We start from the raw sequence: 23771 nt of genomic DNA, 5'->3' as shown, positions 1-23771 counted from the left end.
TTAGGAAAGGGGAAGATTTATGAAAAGTACGAGGATATTGCCTTCTGTATTAATTATTGCAACGGTGTTGCAAACATCTAATGTGTATGCACTTAACCAAGAAGCTTCTGCTAATGTATCAAGTGTGGATAGCACTGAAATAGCACGAACATTGCAGACGTTAAAGGCAGACTATATGGATACTATTGTGGATACGGATGATTTTCAGTCCATGTATCAACAGGTTCAGAATCAGATGGCTTCGACAGAACAGCTTGATCTTGCTGAGTATTATGCTCAAAATTATGAAATTACATTTCCAACCGAGAATCTATATGATTTATCGGATGTAGATATCGCAAGTGGCTATGATAGTTCGGCCACAAATGCGCAGTATATTTCTCTGGCTTCGCAATGCATGAATACGTATAGTGATTATGTGGATGCAAGCGGGCAATCCGGAAATAGCATGCAACTCTTTCAAAGTCAATTTGGAGATGTAACGAAAGAATTATCTTTATCAACGCCTACCTTGCCAGAAGGCTATGATATGTCACATCTGGTTAGTAGTGCAGCCTCCAATGTGAGCGATATCTATAAGGATGCTTTGTCAAGTTCTGGTGTTTCTAGTGTCAAAGACAGTATCAATACACAGTGGATTTTTCAAAAGGCGGCTTCTGGACCCGATGCGTATTCAATACAATCATATTCAAAATTGAGTAAAATGAATAGCGGCGGACAGGAAGCACAGAAAACCCAGAAAGATTTATTCGACAAGGCGACAGAAGCCAATCAGAACATTTATAACAATCTGAATACCGATTTGACTCAGAAAACCCAAAAAGAGCTATTAAAGATTGTAGATACCGATTCGTCGGTGTTGTTTGCCGGATCAGACAAACAGGCAGCTAAAAATCAGCTAAAACAAATCAAGCAGGCTACCAATGCCAGCGGTAAGATTACACGAAAAGTCAATGCGATTACAGATGCGGCATCTGATTCTTGGAATAGACTAAAAAATAATGTAACTGCAAAATCCGAAGACGAGATAAAAGAAGCACTGCAATCAAATGTAGAAGCAAACAAAAAAGATAAGTGGGGACTTTGTGGAAAGAAATCCATCACAGGTTTTATTAATTAAGGAAAAGCGCTAACAGTCGATTTGATTGTTAGTGCTTTTTTTTCGTACGTGAAAATTGGAATTTGATAAATTTTGTAATTCTAAATTAAGGAAATAGCTATTTTCCTTTGAATTTCTCATTCTAATAGGGAGGTGTAAAATGTCAAAAATTGTTTGCACGTATGAAGATTACGATAAAATGTGCGAAAAATTTCGAATCATGAGGTTTCAAGCAGAAGATTACGCTCCGACTTTGTGGGATTTTTCAGAATACATTGAAAAAAATCCAGCAAAATATATTGATTTTCTGATCTGGATCGATGTTACTGGCATCACAACAGAAGAAAATAAAGAAGCTCGGAAAATGGTTCGTAAATTTTTATGTGAAAATTTGGTTTTGGTTGATTCTTTGGAAACGGAGGAAACAAAATGATTGCGATTTATGCAGAAAAACCAGATATGGGTACTAAAATCGCGGCGGCATTATTCGGGATTCCGTTGGAAAATGGTGTAGTGGTAACATTCAGCCAATTGGAAAAATACGAACGTCAGATCAAGGCCCAACGGACTAAAAATGGATATTTTAAAATCCGCTATCAGGGGCAGGAAGCTTATGTTACTTGGGGATATGGGCATATGTGTACGCTCAAGGAACTTCCGGACATTGATATACGGTATCAGAATTGGAAAAATATTCCATTACCATATATTCCAGACCATTATGAGCTTAAATTGCTTGGCAACAATACGAAACAGTACAACGTCATAAAAAACATCTTCAATAAAGCAAATCATATTATCTGTGCGACAGATAGTGATCGTGAAGGTGATTTGATTATGGATTATTTGTATCGCTATATGCAGTGTAATACTCCATACTCGCGGGCTATCTTTCATGAACAGTCCCAGGAATCTTTTCAAAAGGCTTTTTTACCTGAAAATCTGGTTAGCAGTACAGATCGGTTATCTGTTATTGAGTCCGGAAGAGCGCGTTCAACAGGAGATTTCATCGTTGGAATGAATCTTACAGTCGCCTGTACACTTAAATATCCGAACAATGGGGTACTGTCAATTGGGCGTGTACAAACAGCGGTCCTGAATATGATTGTGCAACGGGAAAATGAGATACATGATTTTAAGCCAACCCCTTATTTTGTCCTTCAGGGAAAATTTGCGACACAAAAGGGAATCCAATATATCGGAACCCATGTATCACAAAAAATTCCAAACGCTCAGGAAGCACATGAATTATTAAGTAAGCTGCAGAATGGATCACATGTTGGTGTGATATCCAATCTGCACACGGAGCAGATCAAAAAGAAAAAGCCATATTTGTACGATCTGTCCACACTGCAGATGGATGCCAATAAAAAATATGGATTTTCACTGTCTAAGACACTTTCGTTGGCACAGAAGTTGTATGAAAACGGATATATAACATATCCACGTACAGATTCCGTCTATCTGCCAGATGATATGGGGGAAGAAATGCAGCGGACCATCGACCATTTGATGTCTCTTACAGTGTATTCTGAGTACAACACTGGAAGAAGAGTAGATCCCTTAGACAGACATTATTTCGATAGTCATAAAGTTTCCAGCCATTATGCTATTGTACCAACCCCCAAAGCGGGAATGCCTACTGGTGATGAAGGAAAACTATATGACTTAATTGCGAGGTCTGTAATCTGCATGCTGTTCCCGGATGCGGTATTTAACAAAACAAAATTTCAGACAGTTGTTGAGAATGAAGTATTTGAAACAACAGGAATGACGTTGGTGTCGGCAGGCTTTTTAGCTGTTCTTGGTGTTCCAAAAGATAAAATTATCCCAAATGTTAAGAATGGTGAGATAGTTACCGCTGATTTCGAAGCGTTAAAAAAAGAAACGGAACCGCCTAAACGTTATACAGACGCAACTCTGCTGAACGCAATGATCAATTGCGGAAAAACATTAGAGGATGAAGAGCTGCGTAGGCTCATGGCTGGGAAGCCCGGGGAACGTCCGCTAGGATTAGGAAGACCTTCCTCACAGGCATCTATCGTCCAGACGCTGGAAGATAGACAATACATAGAAAAGAAAGGCAAGACAATCATTCCAACTACAAAAGGAATAAATTTGATTGCATGTTTTCCTGTTCAAGAACTAAAATCGGCCGTTATGACAGCGCAATGGGAAAAACGGCTTGATGATATAGAAAATGGAATGGATTCTTATGAATCTTTCCTCAGTGACTTACAAGCATCTGTTCGAAACTGGACAAATCAAGTTATAACAGCCCCTATAAATCCTATTTTAGGCGCTGGGAAAGAAGGAAAAATGACAGATTACACATGCCCTATATGCGGTAAGAAAATGGAAGAATATTTGAATATGTATGGTTGCTCCGGCCATAAAGAAAAAACTTGTGATTTTAAAGTTCCCAAAAAGGTTTGCGGAGTAACATTAAAAACCGCAGATCTGGAACTTTTATTCAAGGAGGGACAGACACAGACAATCAGAGGATTTGTGTCAAAAGAAAAGAAAAAATTTAATGCACGGCTGATCGTTGATCGTGAATCCGGAAAGGTAAAATTCTACTTCCCGCCGGCAGAAGAAACTGAATTAATTTGCCCATTCTGCAACAAGTCGTTGAAAAAGTATGATTGGGGATATGCTTGCCCAGATCGTTCCGGATGCGGCTTTCATTTAGGAACAAACGTTTGTAAACACGAGCTGACAGAAGATGAGGTTCGTCAGATCCTTGTTGATGGCCGAACGGCTAATTATATTTCTTTTGTGTCGAAAAAAGGAAATAAATTCCGTGCAGCAATTGTACTGGACAGGGATAGCAAGCAGACAAAATTTGAAACGGAAGAGTGGTAAGAAATTATGGAAACGAAGGAAAATATGGTAATCACCTCAAGATTGCAGAAGATCTATGAAGAACAGTCTTCTTTTGAACAGTTTAGGAAAAGCTGTATCAAAGAGGGAATTGATGAAAAACAGGCCGAGGTTATTTACTTTAAGTTTGTGGAGCAGGAAAATGCTTCTTCTGATGATACTTTATTAGAGGACGATTTTGATTTAGATTGCACTGATTCTGTTAAGATGTACCTGAACGAACTTGGAAATGATCCTCTTTTGAGTCTGGAAGAAGAGCAAGAACTTTTTAAAAGGTATGAGGCCGGAGACGCTGAGGCAAGGGATAGGATTATTCGTTTTAATTTACGTCTGGTCATAAGTGTTGCTAAACGCTATGTTGGAGGTTCGAATCTTTCCATTATGGATCTAATTCAAGAAGGAAATATGGGACTCATGAATGCGGTCACCCGCTTTGATTACAGGAAGGGATATAAGTTTTCCACTTATGCGACTTGGTGGATTCGACAGGCGATTACACGGTCTATCTGTAATGACAGTCGTACAATTCGTATTCCGGTCCATCTCTTTGATAAATTTAATCAAGCTCGCAGGATGGAAATTAAATTGAGACAGGAACTGCAGCGAGATCCAAAAGAGAGCGAAATTGCAAAAGCTCTTGGAATTTCTGAAGAGGCCTTAGCTGCGTTAAGAAATTATCAGCAACAGCCGGCATCCTTGGATTTACCAATTGGTGAGGAGGAAGATACTTCGATCGGAGATTTTGTCCCGGCTACAAATATGCAGTCAAATCCTGAAAAATCCGCTGTCTATTCATCGTTGTGTGATGCATTGGAAAAAGCAATGGATAGTTTAACAGAGCGTGAGAGAGCCGTGTTGGAAATGCGATATGGTCTTAACGGCGAAAAGCCACAGACATTAGAGGAAATTGGCTCGAAAATGAACGTCACCAGAGAACGAATCCGTCAGATCGAGGCAAAAGCCCTCATGAAAATGCGTTCTCCGCGAAGAAAAGCATTGTTAAGAGATTATTTATAATGGATATCCAAATAAGCGAGACTGTAAAAGGTTTCGCTTATTTTTTTTCGCCTTTCTAATTCTATGAATATCAGATCAAATAAACGATGAAAGGAGTATCGAAACCTATAAGATCTGAAATACATTTTGTCAAAGAGAGGACGACTTTAATGAAAAAATTCAATGAAAAATTTAATGAAACATTGGATACTTTAGGAGAAATTGGATATTGGTTAGGTGTACGGTTCGAAAGATACATCGAAGAAAACAAGGATGATATTTTGGAATTATTAGGGATCTTGGGTGCGTTTTTCGTTATGTGGTGGATTACCGTAGCTATTGAGGCGGATAAGATCTTTAAAGCTATCTTGATCATGGTGATCGGTTACTCAATTGTGATGCTTTACGAAAAATGTATTCATGAATGATTGGAGGAATTTTATGGATTGTTACAATTTTTCAAAAGGAAGTTTTTATTTCAATCTGTTTCAGGATTTTAACAAATTTTTTCGTGAAATGTATACTTCCGAAGATTCAAATGCTTTATTCTCCCAATATTCAGAGAAGTTTATCCAGTTCTACCCGGGAGACTTCTCCTTTGATCTGTTATTTGCACTTGGGCGAGTAACGGAGCAGAAAACATGGAAGACAATTAGCCTGGAACAGTATGTTGACTTTTTTAAGGAATATTATGTTTTATTCCGGAACATGCTTGGACGGGTACTCACGAGCTGCCAATCCAGTGAATCGTTTTGTAAGATGGCATATGATGGCTTGGAAGCTTTGTGGCAGAAGTATCGTGGAATCCAAACAGAAAAATGGCAATTTGGCGTAGATATGCTTGCTGCTGCTACATTTGAATTTGATCGTGCATATAGGCGTATATGCGCTTAGAAAATCTTTGAGGAGGATTTGCCACCAGATGGCTACGCTGGGAATGATGTTTGCATGGAAGCAAAACGCAATTAAGTGAAATACATGACAGCCTGGGAAATCTCCCAGGTTGTTTTTTTTGCCTTTGATTATAGTCCTACTAAAAACTATAGTCTAAAATAATACAATAGTCTTATATTAGACCATTTTTTTGAATTTAGAACTGAAGCAAGAATTTGCTTTATCTATAGACGTTTTTGAAAGACCTTGTTTATTAGGGATAATATAGGACTCCCTCTAAATATGCCAAAAAAATAAGAAAAATCCAGTAAAAATAGCCTAAAAAAATATATTATCCTACCACTTTCCAACACGAAAGCATTATTTAGCGACCTCTGGCCTATATTTTTCCCTAATTTTGTTACCTGGGATTATCTGCGGACCGTAAAAGGTCATTTTTGAGATCTGGTACATGAAATTCATTAGCAAATTTCAAATAATTATCTGCTTTATTGTCCCAAGTGATTCAATTATCGTCCCTTACGATACAATAATAGTCTTATCTTGTACTATAAAACAATAAGATGATTGTAATTCCGTTGTAGCCGCGGTATAATAAAGAACAGTTTGGGTTACCCGAGATATCCCAATTTTTTCATACGTGAAAACGCAATAGAAATCTTTTTTGGAATACCATATATAACCGAAATACATCCTTAAGAAAAGAAAGGAGATCTTTTTATGAGAAAACGAACGCAAATGTCCTTATTGGTTATGACAGGATTATTGAGTACCGGATTGGGAGGATGCGGGACTCCGAAAACGCAGACTGCTCCAGAAACAGGTAATTCTGAATCCCAGAGTGTTTCCAGTTCTTCCATTGTAAAAGAAAGCCATTCCGTTGTGGATTCCTCTGAAGATATTATCACTGAGGATAATTATACTGAGGAAGATATCAAAGATGCAGTATCTGGAATTCATGATCTGTATATTTTACAAAGCGCTGATTCTCCAAACCTGCTGCATGGAATTTGTTATGATAAGGATATTGTAAATTCCATTTCTGCCAGTGGTTCAGGGATTGATTTAGAAAAAGTTGGGGAATATGAAGTAAAATATGAAGTAGAGATAAATGCAGAGAAGCTGGCTGAATATTTGTCCTCAAAAGAAAACCCGAAGGCAACCCCGGGAGGAGCCAAATATACCACCAATACAAACCCTGTTATTACCATTACCCAGAAAGTATCTGTTGTTTCCGAAACAGAAGCCGAAAAGCTGGCTGATAAAGATACGGTAGTAATTGGGTCCAAAGATGAGATCTGCAAAAAGAGCGATGGAACTGAGGTTGAAGAAAAGACAGAAATTCCGGAGTCCTGTAAAAAAAAGGGAACTACATCAGTTTCGGCTGATTCGGGAAAAGAAGTTTCAAATACGGTAACAACCTCTGACAAAAAACAGGAATCAAATACTTCCGAAAAGAAAGAAGATACAAAGAAAGCATCGCCTACACCTACGGATAAGCCAAAGGAAGAAGCCCAAAAGGATACGGAGTCCCAAAAGAATACCAGCGCAAGCACTAAGACGACCCCGACTCCGACCAAGAGTGTCCCGAAATCTTCTTCAACATCAACGCCTGCTCCAACCAAGAAGCCAAGTACCCCGGCAACGACTGCTGCTCCAACTAAGGCTCCAACCGCCACACCTGCTCCGACTAAGGCTCCTCATGAACATAATTGGGTTGAGCAGTATACGACCGTAAACATCCCAGCGAAAACCCATACCGTCCATCACGATGCAGTATATCAGACAATCCACCATGATGCGGTTACCCATGAGGAACCAATTTATGAATACCATCAGGTATGCAATGTATGTGGGGAAGATTTTGGATATGGTCCAGATGCAATCGAAGCTGTAGGTGATCATTCGGCTGTTACGGATCATAGCTATAGTTCACAAAAAGTTTGTGTTGGAAGCACAACGGTTACGGATCAGGACGCATATGATGAACAGAGATTGGTTAGCGAAGCATATGACGAAACAATTGTAGACGAGCAAGCCAGAACTGAGCAAAGATTGACTGGCTATAAGTGCAGTGGTTGCGGAGCTACTAAAAATTGATATTTCTAGTCGCTGACTTGTCCTTTCCCCCTCTTTGAGGAATAAAGCGCCCAAAGATGTTCGAATAGCTCATTTGCTTCCTTTCGGTTTGGAGCAGATGCCTTCTTTTGGCTGACTGATGATTTGATATTCTCTGCCGCTTCGAATTCATGCTTCGTGTCATCCGGGCCAGATGCACAACAATTATTTTTTACACTGTTTTTGTTTGATCTGTTTTTGTTAGTATACTTGTTTCCCGCAATCGAAAAAGTCGATTCCTCATTTTTGGTAAACGGAAAATCCGTTATTACTACCTCGTGAATTACTTTATAGTGTTGAAAAGGATCATGGAAATTTCATGGTCCTTTCTTTCTATTCTGCGCTTCCAGATCGTCTACCACTTGCCTACCATATGTCTCCGCATCATTTGATCCTCTATATTTCCCTCTTCTTTCGCATTCGTTGCGTACAGCATATAGCAAAAATCAACCCGCCGAAGCACTTTTGAAAAAACGATCAAAAAAAATAGTTGGATTTACAATACTATATACAGGGACAAATAAATATCCCTTATTCGACTCCGGATTCGTCACCCGGGTTGGATAAAAAAATATAGAAAAGGAGATTGCGTGATGATGAAGAAAATGAAGGACTATCTTCGGAAAGTCACTGCCGGATTACTGCTGGTAGCAATGAGTAGCGGTTCGGTTGGCGTAAATACCGTCAGCGCCGCAACAGATGATGACAACGATCCATCCACAACTACGGATATTATTCCGGAAGCAGTGGAACGTGGTACATTATCAATCCAGATTGATAATGCCGGCGGAAGTATTGTAGTCACAACACAGAGTAGTGATGGAAAAGAAAATACGCAGACAATCCGAAAAGAGAACGACAAAACAACAATTACCGATGCAAACGGCAATGTGACGACTGCAGAACCGGAAAATAGTTATGATCTTGTCCTTGAAGCCGATAAAGGTACTGTTGTTAAAACCAAAGTCACGAGCGATGACGGAAATTATATCGCAACGTATCGAGTAACTACAGATGCAGGAGCAGATGATGTTGATCTGCCGGAAAAAACACAGGAGTATTCAAATGATATTGCTGTGGAAGGAGACAAGATTCTTGAAATCGCATTCCAGAGGAGTGCGGATAATGAATCTGCGTCGAATGCGGCAGGCGAAGTAACATCGAATCCTTCGGAAAATGCAGCAGAGACAACGGATACGGTTGATAATTCAATTTTATCCACCGACCCAGGTGCCGACGAGCCTGCGGCTGGTCCAGAAGCCTATAAACTTCCGGATGTATCCGAAATTGCACTGTTTGATCTGTCAAGATCCAGAGCTGAAAGCAAAGAAGTAACAATCAGCACAATGGGATTTGCACATTACGGTGGTAGATCGGTTCCGATTTTTATCATCGATAATAAGAGAGCTTTCTGCATGCAGCAGGAAAAACATACGCCGGATCATAATGGATATACCAACTCCGGTGTTGCTAATCCATTTGATAACAACCTTGCCCGTACAGTTCTCTACTATGGAGAGAGCGGTCAGGGATTCAGCAAAGGTCCTCTTGCTGGTATGGGACAGGAAGAAGCCATTATTCGAACTACATTTGCGCTGAACTATGCGTACAATGGAAATGAGCAGCTGTCTGGCGAAGAGGGAAAACAGAATGGTATTGATCTTGCAAAGCCTATTCTCGATTTTGCAAAAGCACATTTGATCGAAAGTACGGAAGTTGCGTTCAGTAAAACAAAGGCTACTGCTTACATCGATTCTACCGATGGTAAACAGCGTACACCGGATATTACTCTGAATGCGAATGATATGAACAGCGTAACAATGAAAATTCCGCAGGGTGTATACATCCATCTGTATTCTCCCGACAGAGAGTACACGAATCAGAATGTTACCATCAATGGTGGACAGAAATTTTTCTTGTTTGCGAAGGCCGGCACGAATCCGGGAAAAACCTATTCCACCGGAGAGCTTGGCGCATCCATGAATGATTCTCAGGCAATGATCGTTGATACTGGAGATGACTCCGTACAGCATACAACCTATATCCAGATGTTCCCGAATACTTCCTCTACATCGCTGACTGTAACATGGCTGCAGCAGGGCGAAGCAAAGGTAATCAAAAAATCTGCCAATGAATCCCTGACGAATGGTAATAGCTGCTATTCCTTAGAGGGTGCTGAATTTGCACTGATCGATTCAAATGGAAAACAGGTGGCAACAGCAAAAACAAATGCAAAAGGTGTTGCCGATTTTGGCAAGGTTGATGCTGGAACATACAAAGTCAAAGAAATTTCTGCTCCAGAGGGCTTTGAACTTAATACAGAAATGCCTTCTATTAAAGTAGAACCAGAAAAGACAGCAGAAGTTACCATGACAGATGAACCGTTAAATGACCCAGCAGTTATTACGATCAATAAAGTCGATTCTGAAGGAAATAAGGATACTTCTAAAGATCTTTCCGGTACAGAGTTTACAGTAAAATATTACAATAAGATCTATGAAAAAGAGTCTGATCTTCCTGAAAAAGCGACCAAAACATGGGTTATCAAAGCCATCAAGAGAACGGTTGGAGGCAAAGACATTTACCGCGCGCAGTTAAGTGAAACATGCAAAGTAAAAGGCGATGACTTCTATCTCGATGCCAATGGCAGCCCAATTTTACCGTTAGGAACAATTACTATTGAAGAAACCAGTGCTGTCAAAGGCTACAACAAAGACAATAATTTCACCAATGGCGATGTTTCGGTAAAAGGTAAATTTTTCGGTACTATTCAGAAAAAAGGTGATGCAGTTGTACTGCATTATGGTGATACCGTGATTGCAGAGGATGGATTTACTGCTTCGGATAACATCATTCGTGGAGATCTTCATTTCTATAAGATCGATGATGATGGAAGTGCAATGGCAAACATTCCATTCCTGATCACCAATAATGAAACCAAGGAATCCCACGTTGTCCTTTCCAATAAGGATGGTGTTGTAGATACCTCAGAAATCGCACATACAACCAATACCAATGGCCTTGATAAATATCAGGACGGAAAGAAGATTACCGATGAATCGAAACTTTCCGGCCAGTATGGAACATGGTTTGGTGATGGAACCGTAAATAAAGACCGTGGCGCACTGCAGTATGGAACTTATTCCATCCGTGAGCTTGCCTGCAAGGGAAATTATGGAAAAGATCTGATCGAGACTACAGTAACCGTAGATTCCGAGAAGACCAATGCAAGCTTAAACCCGCAGGTCAACCATACAATTGTCCTTAAAACAACCGCAAAAGACACAACCACAGGAACCCACAGTGTTCCAGTTGGTGAAAAGGCTACCGTAGTTGATACAGTTAAATACAGTGGTCTGAAGGTTGGACGTACTTATACGTTAAAAGGACAGCTGGTCAGAAAAGATGACAGAAGCGTAATTGCCACCGGAGAGCAGACTTTTACTGCTGAAAAATCAAGTGGCACTGTGAATATCACCTTCAGCTTTGAGAGTTCGAAACTGAAAGGAAAATCTCTGGTTGCGTTTGAGCATCTGTATTGGGATGGCATTGAAGTCCAGGCCCATGAAGATATCAACGATACCGACCAGACCGTTACGATTCCGAGTCTGAAAACTGTTGCCAAGGATGATGCAACGGCCGATCAGAGTGGTGTACGCAGCAAAAATGACAAGATTACCGATACTGTTTCCTATACAGGATTAGCCTATGACAAGGAATATGTTGTAAGAGGAACGCTTGTAAATCAGTCCACCGGAAAAGCATTAACCGGAGCAGATGGAAAAGCAATTACTGCGTCTAAGAACTTCCACGTACACAGCAAGGAAGGATCTGGTTCTGTCGATGTTACTTTCAACTGGGATTCATCTGACTTTGAGGGAACCGCGGTTATCACACAGACAATGTACCTTGTCAATGACGATAAGAGCGAAACCAAAGTAGCAGAAGCAACCGATCTGTCTGATGCAAACGAAATGGTATATTATCCGTCCATCCGCACGAATGCAGCAGATAGTCAAACAAAGGACCATGTAGGACTTGTTGGACAGACTACGATCATTGATCATGTAACATATAAAAATCTGATCCCAGGCAAAGCGTATACGGTTTCCGGAAAACTCATGGATAAAGACACCGGAAAGGCGTTACTCGTAAACGGAAAAGAAATCACAGCAACAACAACCTTCAAGCCAACCGCCAAAGACGGTACGGTAGATCTGACCTATAAGCTGGATGCTTCTGTGCTGGAAGATAAAACGGTAGTTGTTTTTGAAGATCTGATTCACAATAAGATCAATGTAACATCCCATGCGGATATTAATGATGAGGAACAGTCTGTTCATTATCCTAAAGTCCGCACCACTGCAAAGGATCACAGCACAAAAGATGATGTAGGAACCTCATCCAAAGAAGCACGCCTTGTTGATACTGTATCTTACAGCAATTTGATTGTTGGACAGAAGTACACGATCAAAGGTACCTTGATGGATAAAGAAACCGGAAAAGCCATTGAGCAGAATGGAAAGGCCGTAACAGCCGAAACAAGTTTTACAGCTACGGCAGCCCAAGGAAGCGTTGATCTTACATTTGTATATGACAGCAGCGTGCTGGAAGGAAAAACAACGGTTGCGTATGAAAAACTGTATCATAATGAAAAAGATGTTGCTCGTCACGAGGATATCAATGATGCAGGCCAGACTGTACAGATTCCGAAGATTCAGACAACAGCTACAAGTGTTGAAACTGGAGATCAGGTAGGAACTATCGGTAAAGAAGTACAGATTACCGATGTTGTATCCTATAAAAATCTGGTAGTAGGTAAAGAATACACCATTTCTGGAAAAGCAATGATTAAACCATCTGGATCGGAGCAGGCAGTTCCTGCAAAAGACAAAGATGGCAAAGATGTTGTTCAGAGTGTTACCTTTAAGGCAACAAAAGCGAACGGCGAAGTATCCTTAACCTTTACCTTAGATTCAAGTAATCTGAAAAACCGCACAGTTGTTATCTTTGAAGAGCTGCTCCATAACGGAGTCACCGTTACCACACACGCAGATATCAACGATGATAAGCAGAGCGTTTACTTCCCAGAGATCCGTACGAACGCAGTCGATAAACAGACGAACGATGGTGTCGGAACCGTCGGAAAGACAACGATTATCGACCACGTATCCTACAAGAATCTGGTGGTAGGAAAGCGTTATACCATTTCCGGCGTACTTATGGATAAAGACACCGGCAAACCGCTTGTTGCGAGCGGCAAACAAATCGCAGCGTCTGCAGAATTTGTGGCAGAGACAAAAGATGGAACGATTGACCTTGTATACAAGCTGGATGCTTCTGATTTAGCTGGGGCAACTACCGTTGTATATGAGAATCTGTACCATAACAAGAAAAATGTAACATCCCATGCGGATATTAACGATGAAGAGCAGACAATCCACTATCCGAAGATCGGTACGACTGCTTCTGATGGTTCTACCAAGGATCACGTTGGAACATCCGCAAAAGATGGCCGTTTTGTGGATACGGTTAAATACGAAAACCTTATTATCGGAAAGAGCTATACCGTAAAAGGTACTCTGATGGATAAGGATACCGGAAAAGCCATTACCCAGAATGGAAAAGAAATCACCTCAGAAATGACCTTTACAGCAACCAAAACTTCGGGAACAGTTAATCTGTTATTTAACTACGACAGCAATGCGCTGGAAGGAAAAACAACCGTAGCATTTGAGAAACTGTTCCATAACGATATTGACGTTGCACGGCATGAAGATATTTCAGACGAAAATCAGAGTGTCCATATTCCGAAAATCCATACAACCGCAACCGATGCGTCCACAAACGATAAAGAAGGCGTAATTGGCAGCACAGTAACCATTAAAGATGTAGTCCGCTATGAGAATTTAATTCCGGGCAAAGAATACACTGTAAAAGGAAGCGCAATGGTTAATCCGGGTGCATCCTATCAGTATGGTTTCCGCGCTGAATATGACGGCCTCACCGTTGGAAAGACATATCAGGTAACGGGAACTGCAGTTGATGCAGACGGAAATGATATTCCGGAATTACGTTATTCTGGTACATTAACGCCAACAGAAGCATCTGGAACTGTTATTGCAACTATTAACTCTTCTGAAACTCTGAAAGATGCGAATCCGGTATTTACCTTTGTAATTTCCAGTGGCAGCGAGAAATACACCTATACAGCATCTGAAATGTCGGCTACTGGTGCAATCAGTGGCATCAGAATGGCAACCGATGCAGAAGGAAACAATGTCACTTCCGAAAAAACATTCGTTCCGGAAAAAGCAGACGGCGAAGTAACACTTGAATTTGTCCTGGATTCTACCCAGTTACAGGGAAATGATGTCGTTATTTTTGAGGATCTGTATCACAATGGCGTAAAGGTAACATCTCATGCAGATATGAAAGATGATGGACAGACTGTGCATTATCCGGAGATCCATACCACAAATGTAGATCAGACAACCGATGATCATCAGGGAGCCGTATCTGGACAGACAACACTTGTTGATACCGTACAGTACCGTAACCTGATCGTTGGCCATGAGTATACCGTAACCGGAAAGCTGATGAAGAAAGTTCCTGTAAAGAATGAGGACGAATCGAATGATTCCAATCAGGATGCAGAAACCCCAGATGTTCCGGATGATTCCGAACAGCCTGCAGATGAAGTCACCTATACGGAAGAACCTGTGCTGGTTAACGGAAAAGAGGTTACAGCATCTACAACCTTTACAGCAGAAACCAAAGATGGTTCTGTTGATGTAGTCTTTGTCTTTGATGCAGAATCCGTAGCAGGCGAAACTGTAGTTGCATTTGAAGATCTTTCTTATAAAGGTATTCAGCTGACAACACATGCAGATATTAACGATGAAAATCAGACCGTATATCTGCCGGATATCCATACATCAGCAGTCGATGCTGAAACGGGTATCAAGAACTCTTACCGCGATGGACATATCACAATCACAGATACTGTAACCTACGAGAATCTGATCCCGGGAAATACATATGTATTGAAAGGATCACTGCAGGAAAAAGTAGAAGAAGATGGTGAGATCACCTACAAAGCGGTAGAAGCAAAAATGATCACATCTGAAAATGATGAAGAAACGGTAGCTGATGAAGCCACTCCTGTAACTGGACAAACCACATTTGTCCCAGAGGCAGCGAACGGAACAGTTGACGTTATCTTTACCTTTGATGGAACCGAACTGGAAGATGTTGAACACACTTATGTTGCGTTCGAGGATTTATATTATCAGAAGGGTGATGATGAAATCATCGTTCGTGAGCATAAAGATATCAATGACGCAGAGCAGACCGTGTATGTTCCGCATATCCAGACTGAAGTACAGGATACGGAAAGCAAGAGCCATAATGCTCTCGCAGACGAAAAAGTTACTCTCGAAGACACAGTTTCTTACGAGGGACTGATTCCGGGTAAAGAATATACCATGACGGGAACCCTGATGGACAAAGAAACAGGAAAAGCACTTCTTGTCAACGACAAAGAGGTTACTGCTGAAACCAAATTTGTTCCAGAAAAAGCTGATGGAACCGTTGTTGTTACCTTTACCTTTGACGCAACCGGACTGGAAGGAAAAACTCTGGTAGCATTCGAAACCTGTACCTATGAAGGAAAGAATGTGGCTGTTCATGCTGACATCAATGATGAGAAGCAGACAATCTATGTTCCGGAACTTCATACAACCGCAACGGATAAGGCAGATGGCGATAAGCAGCTCACCTCCAAAGGAACTCTTACCGTAGTAGACAAGATCGCTTATAAAAATTTGATTCCTGGCCAGAAATATACTGTAACAGGTGTATTAATGGACAAGGCGACTAAATCAGCTCTTGTTATTGGCGGAAAAGAAGTTACAGCAACAAAGACATTTGTCCCGAATAAAGCAGATGGAACCGTTGAAATTGAATTTACTTTCAAAGGAGACGGTCTTGAAAGCAAAACTCTGGTAGCGTTTGAGACAATCTCGACCAATGACAGTCCTGTTGGCGAGCATAAGGATATTAATGATACGGATCAGACCGTAACATTAACCCCGCCGCCGATTCCGGCTGTTCAGACAGGTGATACCAATACTATGCCGATTCTGGCAGTGGTTACGGCTGTACTTGTAGTTCTTGGAGCAGGCCTCTTTATTGCAACAAGAAAGAAAAAAAATAAGAAATAATTTTCAAGCCCTCCGGTAATTCAAAAACCGGAGGGCTTTTCAATTTGTTTTTACAATACTATAAGTAGGAGGGAAAAATCATGAATTCAGGACTTTGCGAACATTGTCTCCGTGTGGCCTATTTAGTTACAGATATGACCATATTGTTAGGCATGGACGAAAAGGCGACTATGGATGTCCAGTTGGCAGCAATTTATCATGATATTGGAAAAACTCAAATTCCAGAGCAGGTCCTAAATAAGCCCGGAAAATTAACTCCGGGGGAATACTTCATCATGAAGTTGCATGCTGAAATTGGATACCGTATGATTCAGTGCCATACTTCACCGGAAACCGCCCAAATGGTCCTATACCACCATGAAGATTACGATGGCGGCGGATATTTTGGATTGCAGGGAAATGATATCCCCTATGGAGCCAGAATTCTTCGGATCTGTGATGTATATGATGCTTTGACATCATTCAGATGCTATAGAGAGCCCTGCAGCCCTGAAAAGGCGCTTCAATACCTCAAAAATAACGCTGGAACAAAGTTTGATCCTAAATTGACCGAGGTATTTGCGGGGTTAAAGCCCAACTGAAAAAAACGAAGCTTTTTTTCAGTTGGATTTACAATACTATATATGGAAGAAGAAAAGCCGTAGCATTCTTTTACGTGCTGAACTCAAAGTCGCCTTATGGAACCAATTGTGTTTTATGACTTTAAGCCAGATACAGAAGATCCGAATAATAAAATAGTGATTAAAAAGGCAGATTTTGAAAAACTTCTGAATAAAACATATGCCGCGGGTTATCAGGACGGATTAAAAGAGCCAAGACCAGCACAAGTCTGGATGACCAGCAAAAGAGGTTTTGACACGGAACCTAAAGTTTTGAGTATATGAAAAGCAAAGGAGATTTTGTAATGAAGAGTTTTTCGAAAGCCTTTGGAAGGATCGTCTTGATCTTAACTGTTGTAATTGCTCTTGTGGCTTCTGTCTTTGTCGTCCCGAAATTGTTTGGGATAAATCCTTATGTTGTTCTATCGGGATCTATGGAGCCACAAATACATACAGGCGCAATTGCTTTTGTGAATACGAAAGATACTGCAGTTAAGGTAGGAGATGTAGTAACGTATCGGCTGGCTAATGATGAGCTGGTTACACACCGTATCATCAAAAAAGATCAGTCTGAATATACCTTTCAGGGCGATGCAAACGATAATCCAGATGCTCATACAGTTACACAGGATCAAATTGTTGGAAAGTATCTTTTCAGCATTCCAAAAGTTGGATTTCTAATTTCAGCTTTGGGCAAAAAAGGGATGCCTGTGATAATTGCATGGATTATCATTCTGAACATAATGAGCCTTATTCTGGAGAGTACCTGTTCTTCAGGAGATAAGAAAAAGACAGCAGAGCCTCAAAATGAGGATTGAAATAAAAAAATTTAGAGAGGAGAGCGTATCCTTATCTGCTGTAATAAAGGATATGCGAAAAAGAGCAATGAATAAGAAAAAAGCATTAACAACAATGGCTGCATGTGGACTTGTAGCAGCACTTGGTGTAGGAGGCACAATGGCTTACCTGACCGATTCTGAGCAGACTACCAACACTTTCACCATCGGCAAAGTAAAAATCGATGTGCAGGAGCCGGGTTGGGATACAACCGATAAAAACAACAACAATATCCCGGATAAAGCCGAGGATGTTGTTCCGAATCAGGAACTGGCAAAGAACCCGCTGATCGAAAACACCGGATCGAACAGCGCAGTAGTATTCCTCAAAGTTACCGTTCCGACCAAATATGTTACCCAGGTTGCTGATGACGGCACTGTAAGCAAAGACGGCCGTAAGAGCCAGGAGATCTTCTACTTCAAAGATGTTGCTGATGCTCAGAATCAGGAAAGAAACAACTTCGATGCGAACTGGCAGGAACTGGTTGACGAAGAGGTTCAGGATACCGGCGCAACAGCTTCGAAAGACGGTGTTCGTACTTACGTCTTTGGTTATAAAACCAAACTGCTGAAAGGACAGAAGACATCTTCTCTGTTCGATAAGATCCAGATGAAAAACGTCATCGAGGACGAAATTCTTCCGGATTCCGCAAACGACATCAAGGTTGAAGGCTTTGCAATCCAGTCCGAGGAGATCCTGGACAAGACCGGAAAAGATCTGACCGATGAGCTGACCACAGCAAATCTGAAGACCATCTACGACATCTTCATCAAACAGGGAACAAGCTACGATGCAGCTCACGGTACGACTACCGGACATGACTACAGCGGCAACGAAAAAGACGCGAACACCAACAACAGCAAAGATGTTCATGGCAACAATCGCTAATCAGCGGCGCGCCGCCTGCAATTTTGAAATAATTTTTTAATTCCTCTCAAAAGGCAGACCTTGAACCGTCTGCCTTTTTTGGGAAAGAGAAAGAGGAGAGTGGATATGAGTAAAAAAAGAATGCAAATTTCAGCTACATTACTTGGCATTCTGCTTTCAGCAGGAACGTTTGCCAGTGCATATCCTGTATTCGCCGCACAGTCCGAAGTGTCTGTGGAAAACAATGTAGACATTGGCAATATCAATATCAGTCTGGAAAAACATGGCTTAGACGAAAAGGGAGAAAAAACTGATTTCGATGATGCGCAGGTGGTTGTCCCGGGACAGGTAGTCGATGAGTTAGTTGATATCTTCAATCTGGCCAATGATGCATGGGTGCGAATGAAGGTCACATTTGATGATTCGACCATTGATGGAAATATGCTGGATGATTCGCTGCTGAATCTGGGTGATGACTGGGTTAAATGTGGTGATTATTATTACTACACCAAGCCTGTAAAACATGGCGAAGCTGCAGAATTTCTGAAATCCGTCAGCATTCCTGCGGAATGGACAGAAGCTCTTTCAGAAAAAGATCAGAAAATCAATTTTACTGCGGATGCAGTTCAGGAAAAGAATTTTACTCCGAATTTCAAATCTGATGATCCGTGGTTTGGCACCGTTATCGAACAGAGTGTAACGGATGCATATACAGTTCCGGTTACCAGCAATAACCCGTTTTCCGTTGCATACGAAGGTGGAGCAGCTGGGTTGGTTAAGGTGGGAGATGATTTCTTCTCCAACTGGGGAACCCTTATGCCGGGGGATGTGGTATCTGGAAAAGTCACGATTTCCAACAAATATGCCCAGTCGGTTAAAATTTACTTCCGAACGGACACGATTGCGGATGATAATCTGCTCCAGAAGCTGCATCTGAAGATCGCCTGCGATGGTCAGACATTATACGATGGCAGCATGGCTGGCGAGATTACCAATAAAGTGTTATTGGGTGATTTTGCACAGGGCAGCTCCAAAGATCTTACTTACACGCTTACAGTTCCTGCAGAGCTGGATAATCAGTATGCGATGAATAAGACCAAGACCAAATGGATTTTCACCGCTGAATTACCGGAAACTCCAAATAAGACAGTTGCAACGGGAGATTCTTCTCTTCCATCCGCATTTGCCGGATTAAGCATTTCTCTCGGCGCAGCCGGAATCATTATGCTTTCAGCATCAACGAAAAGGAGAAAAGGCAATGAAGAAAATTAACGAAAAAATCAAAAAAGCTCTTTCGTTTCTTCTGATTCTTACTATGGCTATGACATCTGTCGGGGTCAGCACTTTCTCCGCCTTTGCGGATTCAGAAGATGGAACGGGAACAACAGAGCTGAATCTCGATACGGATGCAGAGAACACCGCATCGGATGATACCGTAGATCTTGCTTTTCAGACCGATGGTCATGGAAAATTTCTGATCAACGGTGAAGATAAAACCAATCAGACAATTACTGTAAATAAGGGAACAGAAGTCACTTATGAGGTAACTGCTGATGATGGATATCAGATCCAGAAAATCCGTACATCATATGCTGATGGCACAGAAACGGAAGTAGAAAGCAAAGAATCCGATCTCACGCAGAATGTTGTTGCAGATCAGTCGCTTACGCTTTCTGCTGAATTTGCCGAAAAGCAGGAAGAAGATACTCCGGCAACCGTAACGACTCCGGCTCCTGTAGTGGTTACAACTCCGGAAGATGACAAAAACACTGCTAAAGAAGACGATACCAAAACTTCTGTAGACACTACAACCTCTTCGTCAGAAGAAAATGTTAAGTATAATAACAGACTTTCTGATGTTACCGCCGACTGGGGTGAAAATGAGTTCTTAAAAGAACATTTAAGCGCCAGTGATCTTATTGAATTAAGCAATAGAATCAGTCTTTTCGCAAGCACATCCGGGAAGGTTTCCGCGGGTATGGGGGATCTTAAGTCTGTTGCGACCATGAAAAAAGGAAGTATTGTTACTAAGGATACACCAATTGACGGAAATTATTATTTTACCCCAATTATCGGTAGCAAAACAAAAATCACTTTTGGTACAACCGATAGCAATTATACATGGGATAATGAATTTTGTAAAAACGCCCAATATTATTCTAAAGCTATTTCCAATTGGTGGGCGCCACAGGCTGATACGACCAACTGGAGTAATACACGTTCTTTTATTCCGCATGATGGAGCGCAAGGTCATCTGTATGCAGAATATACCAATGTGGGATATTATGACGGCTCCCCTGTCAACATGAAAATCTGGTTCCTAGATTGGCAAAACACAAAGGTTCCGGATGAATACAAAGCACCACACAAACCAGCTATCGGAGATGACATCGATGCCGTTATTGTTTCTCTTGGCCCGAATAACTCCAAAGATTTATCCAAAGGATATACTCCGTTAATCGACATCAAGGGTTTAAAATGGATTAAAGTCAAGTTTGCATATTACAAACAGAATGGAGATCCTATCTCCTTAATGGGTCATTTTACCATGTCCGACCTTGACTTTGCGCAGGGCTTCCATATTCAGGAAAAAGTAGAAAATATTTATTTGACACAGGAAGCAGACGATCGTCTGGTGTATGATCCGCGAACAGACGCTATCTGGTCTGCTAGAAGAGGTGGTGAAAGTGATGGAGGAACAACTCCTGATAATTCAAATGGCTGGGTAACATATACCTTTGAAGGAGACAGCCAGACCGTTATCTTCTATAATGGAGGCACGATTAGTAAGGTTACAGGTCCTGGAGGAGGATTAAAAGAGGAAGGAATCCAAAAATATCCAGATTCATTTTATAATGGAGAAGGTTCCAAATTTAATGGATGGGAAGGCTCGTCCAACACAACGTCAGCATCACCGAATACTTGGTATACTTCAGAATTTGGTTATACATCCGAATATGTTGGCTCAATGTCGAAAGTAGGTGTGCTTCGTATCAATAAAACTGACTCTGACTCAGGTGCAGTCTTAAAAGGTGCGAAATTTACCGTTTACAAATGGAAGAACAGTAAATGGCAGACCTACGCCAATATGAACTGGGTAGAAGCAGATAAGTGCTACTTACTTAACAACATTCAGGGCGATGAAGCAGATGGCAACAAATTCAAAGTTGTCGAAACACAGAACCCTGACGGCTACACCGGAACTTTTTCACAGGAGTTTACCGTTGACCAGGCTGGCGTTAAAACAATTGTTCTGGATGCCACCAATACACAGAATACCTTTACTGTGACTGTGAATAAGGTATCCGGCAATACAACGATTACAGCAAATAACGGAAACTATGCACTGAAAAACGCCAAATTTGAGATTTATGCTTCCGATAAGACAACAAAAGTAGCCGATGCTTATACCGACGAGAACGGTTCTTTCTCTGTTAAGCTGAAAAATGGAACCTATTGGTTACATGAAACCATTGCTTCTCAGGGATATTCGCTTGCAGAAGATCAGCAGTTTACGGTAGACAAAAAAGACCTTTCCGTTACCGTAAAAGAACCACCGAAAACCGGAACAATCAATCTTGTTAAGAAATCCACCACCGATCTGCATTCGGACTACGAATCCTACTATTTAAAAGGTGCTGAATACGGCGTTTACAATGCCGCCGGCACAAAGGTGGGAACCATCGTTACAGATGCGGAAGGAAAAGGATCTTTATCGAACCTGCCATTAGGAACATATACTCTGAAAGAGTTAAAAGCTCCGGCTGGATATTATCTTTCCACCGATACACTGACAGCCTCTCTGACATCCAGTGTTGCGACTGCCAACGTGACAGGTAAGGATAAACCGGGACAGGTTCCTGCTCCAGAAGTTATTCTTGAAAAAGTGGATGCAGAAACAGGACTTGCTAAACCACAGGGAGCAGGCTCCTTACAGGGTGCGGAATACACCATGAAATATTATGATGTAGTCTCCACAACCGATCCGGCAGCTTCTGGCAGAAAAGCAAAATACACATGGGTATTAAAAACAGATGCAAAGGGACAGATCAAACTGGATGCAGATCATCTGGTAAGCGGTCCAGACTTCTATAAGGAGAACGGAAAAGTTGTATTCCCAGTTGGAACCACAACATTCCAAGAGACAAAAGCACCAAAAGGATATCAGCTGGATTCTAATGTATATGTTATGAATTCTGTGATCGAAAATGATAAGGCTGTATTAAAAAACAAACCAGTATCCAAAGAAAAAATGTATAGAGGTTACATTCGTTTCAATAAAACAGATGAGAAAAACAAGGCCATGGCCAATATTCCATTTAAAATCACGAGTAAAACAACCGGCGAGTCACATATTGTGAATACTGCCAGTGATGGTTATATCTATGAAAAAGATGTGAATTTTGGAAGTGGTAAAGGATTCTTATATGATACCTATCTTGTCGAGGAGCAGTCCTGCACAGCGAATAAAGGTTATATTTTGGAGTCTTTTGAAGTGACCATTAATGAAAATGGAGCAACCGTAGATAAAGGCACTCTTCAGAACTTACCTAAAACTAAGCAGATCACACTTACAAAACGTATCAAAGCATCTGACATCAACTTCAAAAACGGTGATCCAATCTTTATCCTTAAACTGACGGGTACTGATTATGCAGGAAAATCACACACCTATTATCGACAGGTACGATTTGATGCCGCCACCGTTAAGAAAAATACCGGATCAGACGGATATGTATCTCTGTCAGAGGTATTTAAGGATATTCCGATGGGCGATTATGTTGCAACCGAGGAAGAAACAGGACGATATAAGTTGTCTACCCTTACATCTCAAGGTGGTACAGTTTCTGGAGAACATGTAACTTTCAACATGACACCAGCAAATAATACTTACAATGCAACATTTACAAACTTCAAATACGATTGGCAATACTATACGCATACGGATGTTGTAGACAACAAGCTGCAGTCTACCAAAGACAATAGCGTGAAGTATACCTTTACTGCTAAATGGGTTGGTAGCAGTCCTGTATCTGGCGGATCTTCGGTAGATAAAAATCAAATTGAAGCCACATTGACTACCAATGACGGAACCAAGGATTCCAGTGTTATTGTAGATGCAAGCACCTACACGACAAGTATTCAGACGTTCCCGAATAGTAGCGGCAATTGCACGGTAACTGTCACTTACAACAAAGATGGCGTTAAATTAACAGCCTCGTTTACCGTACCTGTTAAAGCGAAATAATTTTG

14 protein-coding genes are annotated in these 23771 nt (G+C 41.1%); all 14 read left to right on the top strand.

Features of this window, described 5'->3' with window-relative positions; all coding sequences use genetic code 11:
- Nucleotides 1–19 precede the first annotated feature (19 nt).
- The 14 genes from DWY63_RS11705 to DWY63_RS11640 all read left to right on the top strand — a co-directional run bounded on the left by DWY63_RS11705 (nucleotide 20) and on the right by DWY63_RS11640 (nucleotide 23766).
- Nucleotides 20–1120, top strand: coding sequence for a hypothetical protein (locus tag DWY63_RS11705; RefSeq protein WP_117802220.1), 1101 nt, complete (start codon nucleotides 20–22; stop codon nucleotides 1118–1120).
- A gap of 139 nt (nucleotides 1121–1259) precedes the next feature.
- On the top strand, nucleotides 1260–1532 hold the full coding sequence (locus DWY63_RS11700; RefSeq protein WP_117802219.1) for a hypothetical protein: 273 nt from the start codon (nucleotides 1260–1262) through the stop codon (nucleotides 1530–1532).
- Nucleotides 1529–3964 (top strand): type IA DNA topoisomerase, encoded by a 2436-nt coding sequence (locus DWY63_RS11695; RefSeq protein ID WP_117802218.1) that lies wholly within the window; start codon nucleotides 1529–1531, stop codon nucleotides 3962–3964. The genes DWY63_RS11700 and DWY63_RS11695 overlap by 4 nt, the downstream gene beginning before the upstream one ends.
- 6 nt (nucleotides 3965–3970) lie before the next feature.
- A complete protein-coding gene (locus DWY63_RS11690) occupies nucleotides 3971–4999 on the top strand; it encodes a sigma-70 family RNA polymerase sigma factor (RefSeq protein WP_117802217.1) in 1029 nt (342 codons plus the stop codon).
- A 149-nt stretch (nucleotides 5000–5148) separates the two neighbouring features.
- Nucleotides 5149–5406 carry a hypothetical protein gene (locus tag DWY63_RS11685; RefSeq protein ID WP_117802216.1) on the top strand — a complete coding sequence of 86 codons (258 nt, stop codon included), beginning with the start codon at nucleotides 5149–5151 and terminating at the stop codon, nucleotides 5404–5406.
- Nucleotides 5407–5419: 13 nt separating this feature from the next.
- Nucleotides 5420–5872 (top strand): hypothetical protein, encoded by a 453-nt coding sequence (locus DWY63_RS11680; protein WP_117802215.1) that lies wholly within the window; start codon nucleotides 5420–5422, stop codon nucleotides 5870–5872.
- Between the two features lie 720 nt (nucleotides 5873–6592).
- Nucleotides 6593–7972, top strand: a complete 1380-nt coding sequence (locus DWY63_RS11675) for a hypothetical protein (protein WP_118640151.1) — start codon at nucleotides 6593–6595, stop codon at nucleotides 7970–7972.
- 611 nt (nucleotides 7973–8583) lie between these two features.
- On the top strand, nucleotides 8584–16215 hold the full coding sequence (locus DWY63_RS11670; protein WP_117802213.1) for a VaFE repeat-containing surface-anchored protein: 7632 nt from the start codon (nucleotides 8584–8586) through the stop codon (nucleotides 16213–16215).
- Nucleotides 16216–16295: 80 nt separating this feature from the next.
- A complete protein-coding gene (locus tag DWY63_RS11665) occupies nucleotides 16296–16796 on the top strand; it encodes an HD-GYP domain-containing protein (RefSeq protein WP_117802212.1) in 501 nt (166 codons plus the stop codon).
- A 96-nt stretch (nucleotides 16797–16892) separates the two neighbouring features.
- Nucleotides 16893–17099 carry a hypothetical protein gene (locus tag DWY63_RS11660; protein WP_117802211.1) on the top strand — a complete coding sequence of 69 codons (207 nt, stop codon included), beginning with the start codon at nucleotides 16893–16895 and terminating at the stop codon, nucleotides 17097–17099.
- A gap of 20 nt (nucleotides 17100–17119) precedes the next feature.
- A complete protein-coding gene (locus DWY63_RS11655) occupies nucleotides 17120–17632 on the top strand; it encodes a signal peptidase I (protein WP_158568361.1) in 513 nt (170 codons plus the stop codon).
- 67 nt (nucleotides 17633–17699) lie between these two features.
- On the top strand, nucleotides 17700–18539 hold the full coding sequence (locus tag DWY63_RS11650; RefSeq protein ID WP_158568360.1) for a SipW-dependent-type signal peptide-containing protein: 840 nt from the start codon (nucleotides 17700–17702) through the stop codon (nucleotides 18537–18539).
- A gap of 105 nt (nucleotides 18540–18644) precedes the next feature.
- Nucleotides 18645–19790 (top strand): hypothetical protein, encoded by a 1146-nt coding sequence (locus DWY63_RS11645; protein ID WP_117802208.1) that lies wholly within the window; start codon nucleotides 18645–18647, stop codon nucleotides 19788–19790.
- Complete coding sequence (locus DWY63_RS11640; protein WP_117802207.1) at nucleotides 19777–23766, top strand: MSCRAMM family protein; 3990 nt, start codon at nucleotides 19777–19779, stop codon at nucleotides 23764–23766. Before DWY63_RS11645 ends, DWY63_RS11640 begins: the two co-directional genes overlap by 14 nt.
- Nucleotides 23767–23771: the final 5 nt, after the last annotated feature.

Source organism: Blautia sp. AF26-2 (genome assembly GCF_003460955.1).
GTDB lineage: Bacteria > Bacillota > Clostridia > Lachnospirales > Lachnospiraceae > Fusicatenibacter > Fusicatenibacter saccharivorans.
Note: the sequence above shows the minus strand (reverse complement) of the source record. Positions and strands in the feature narration are given on the sequence as shown.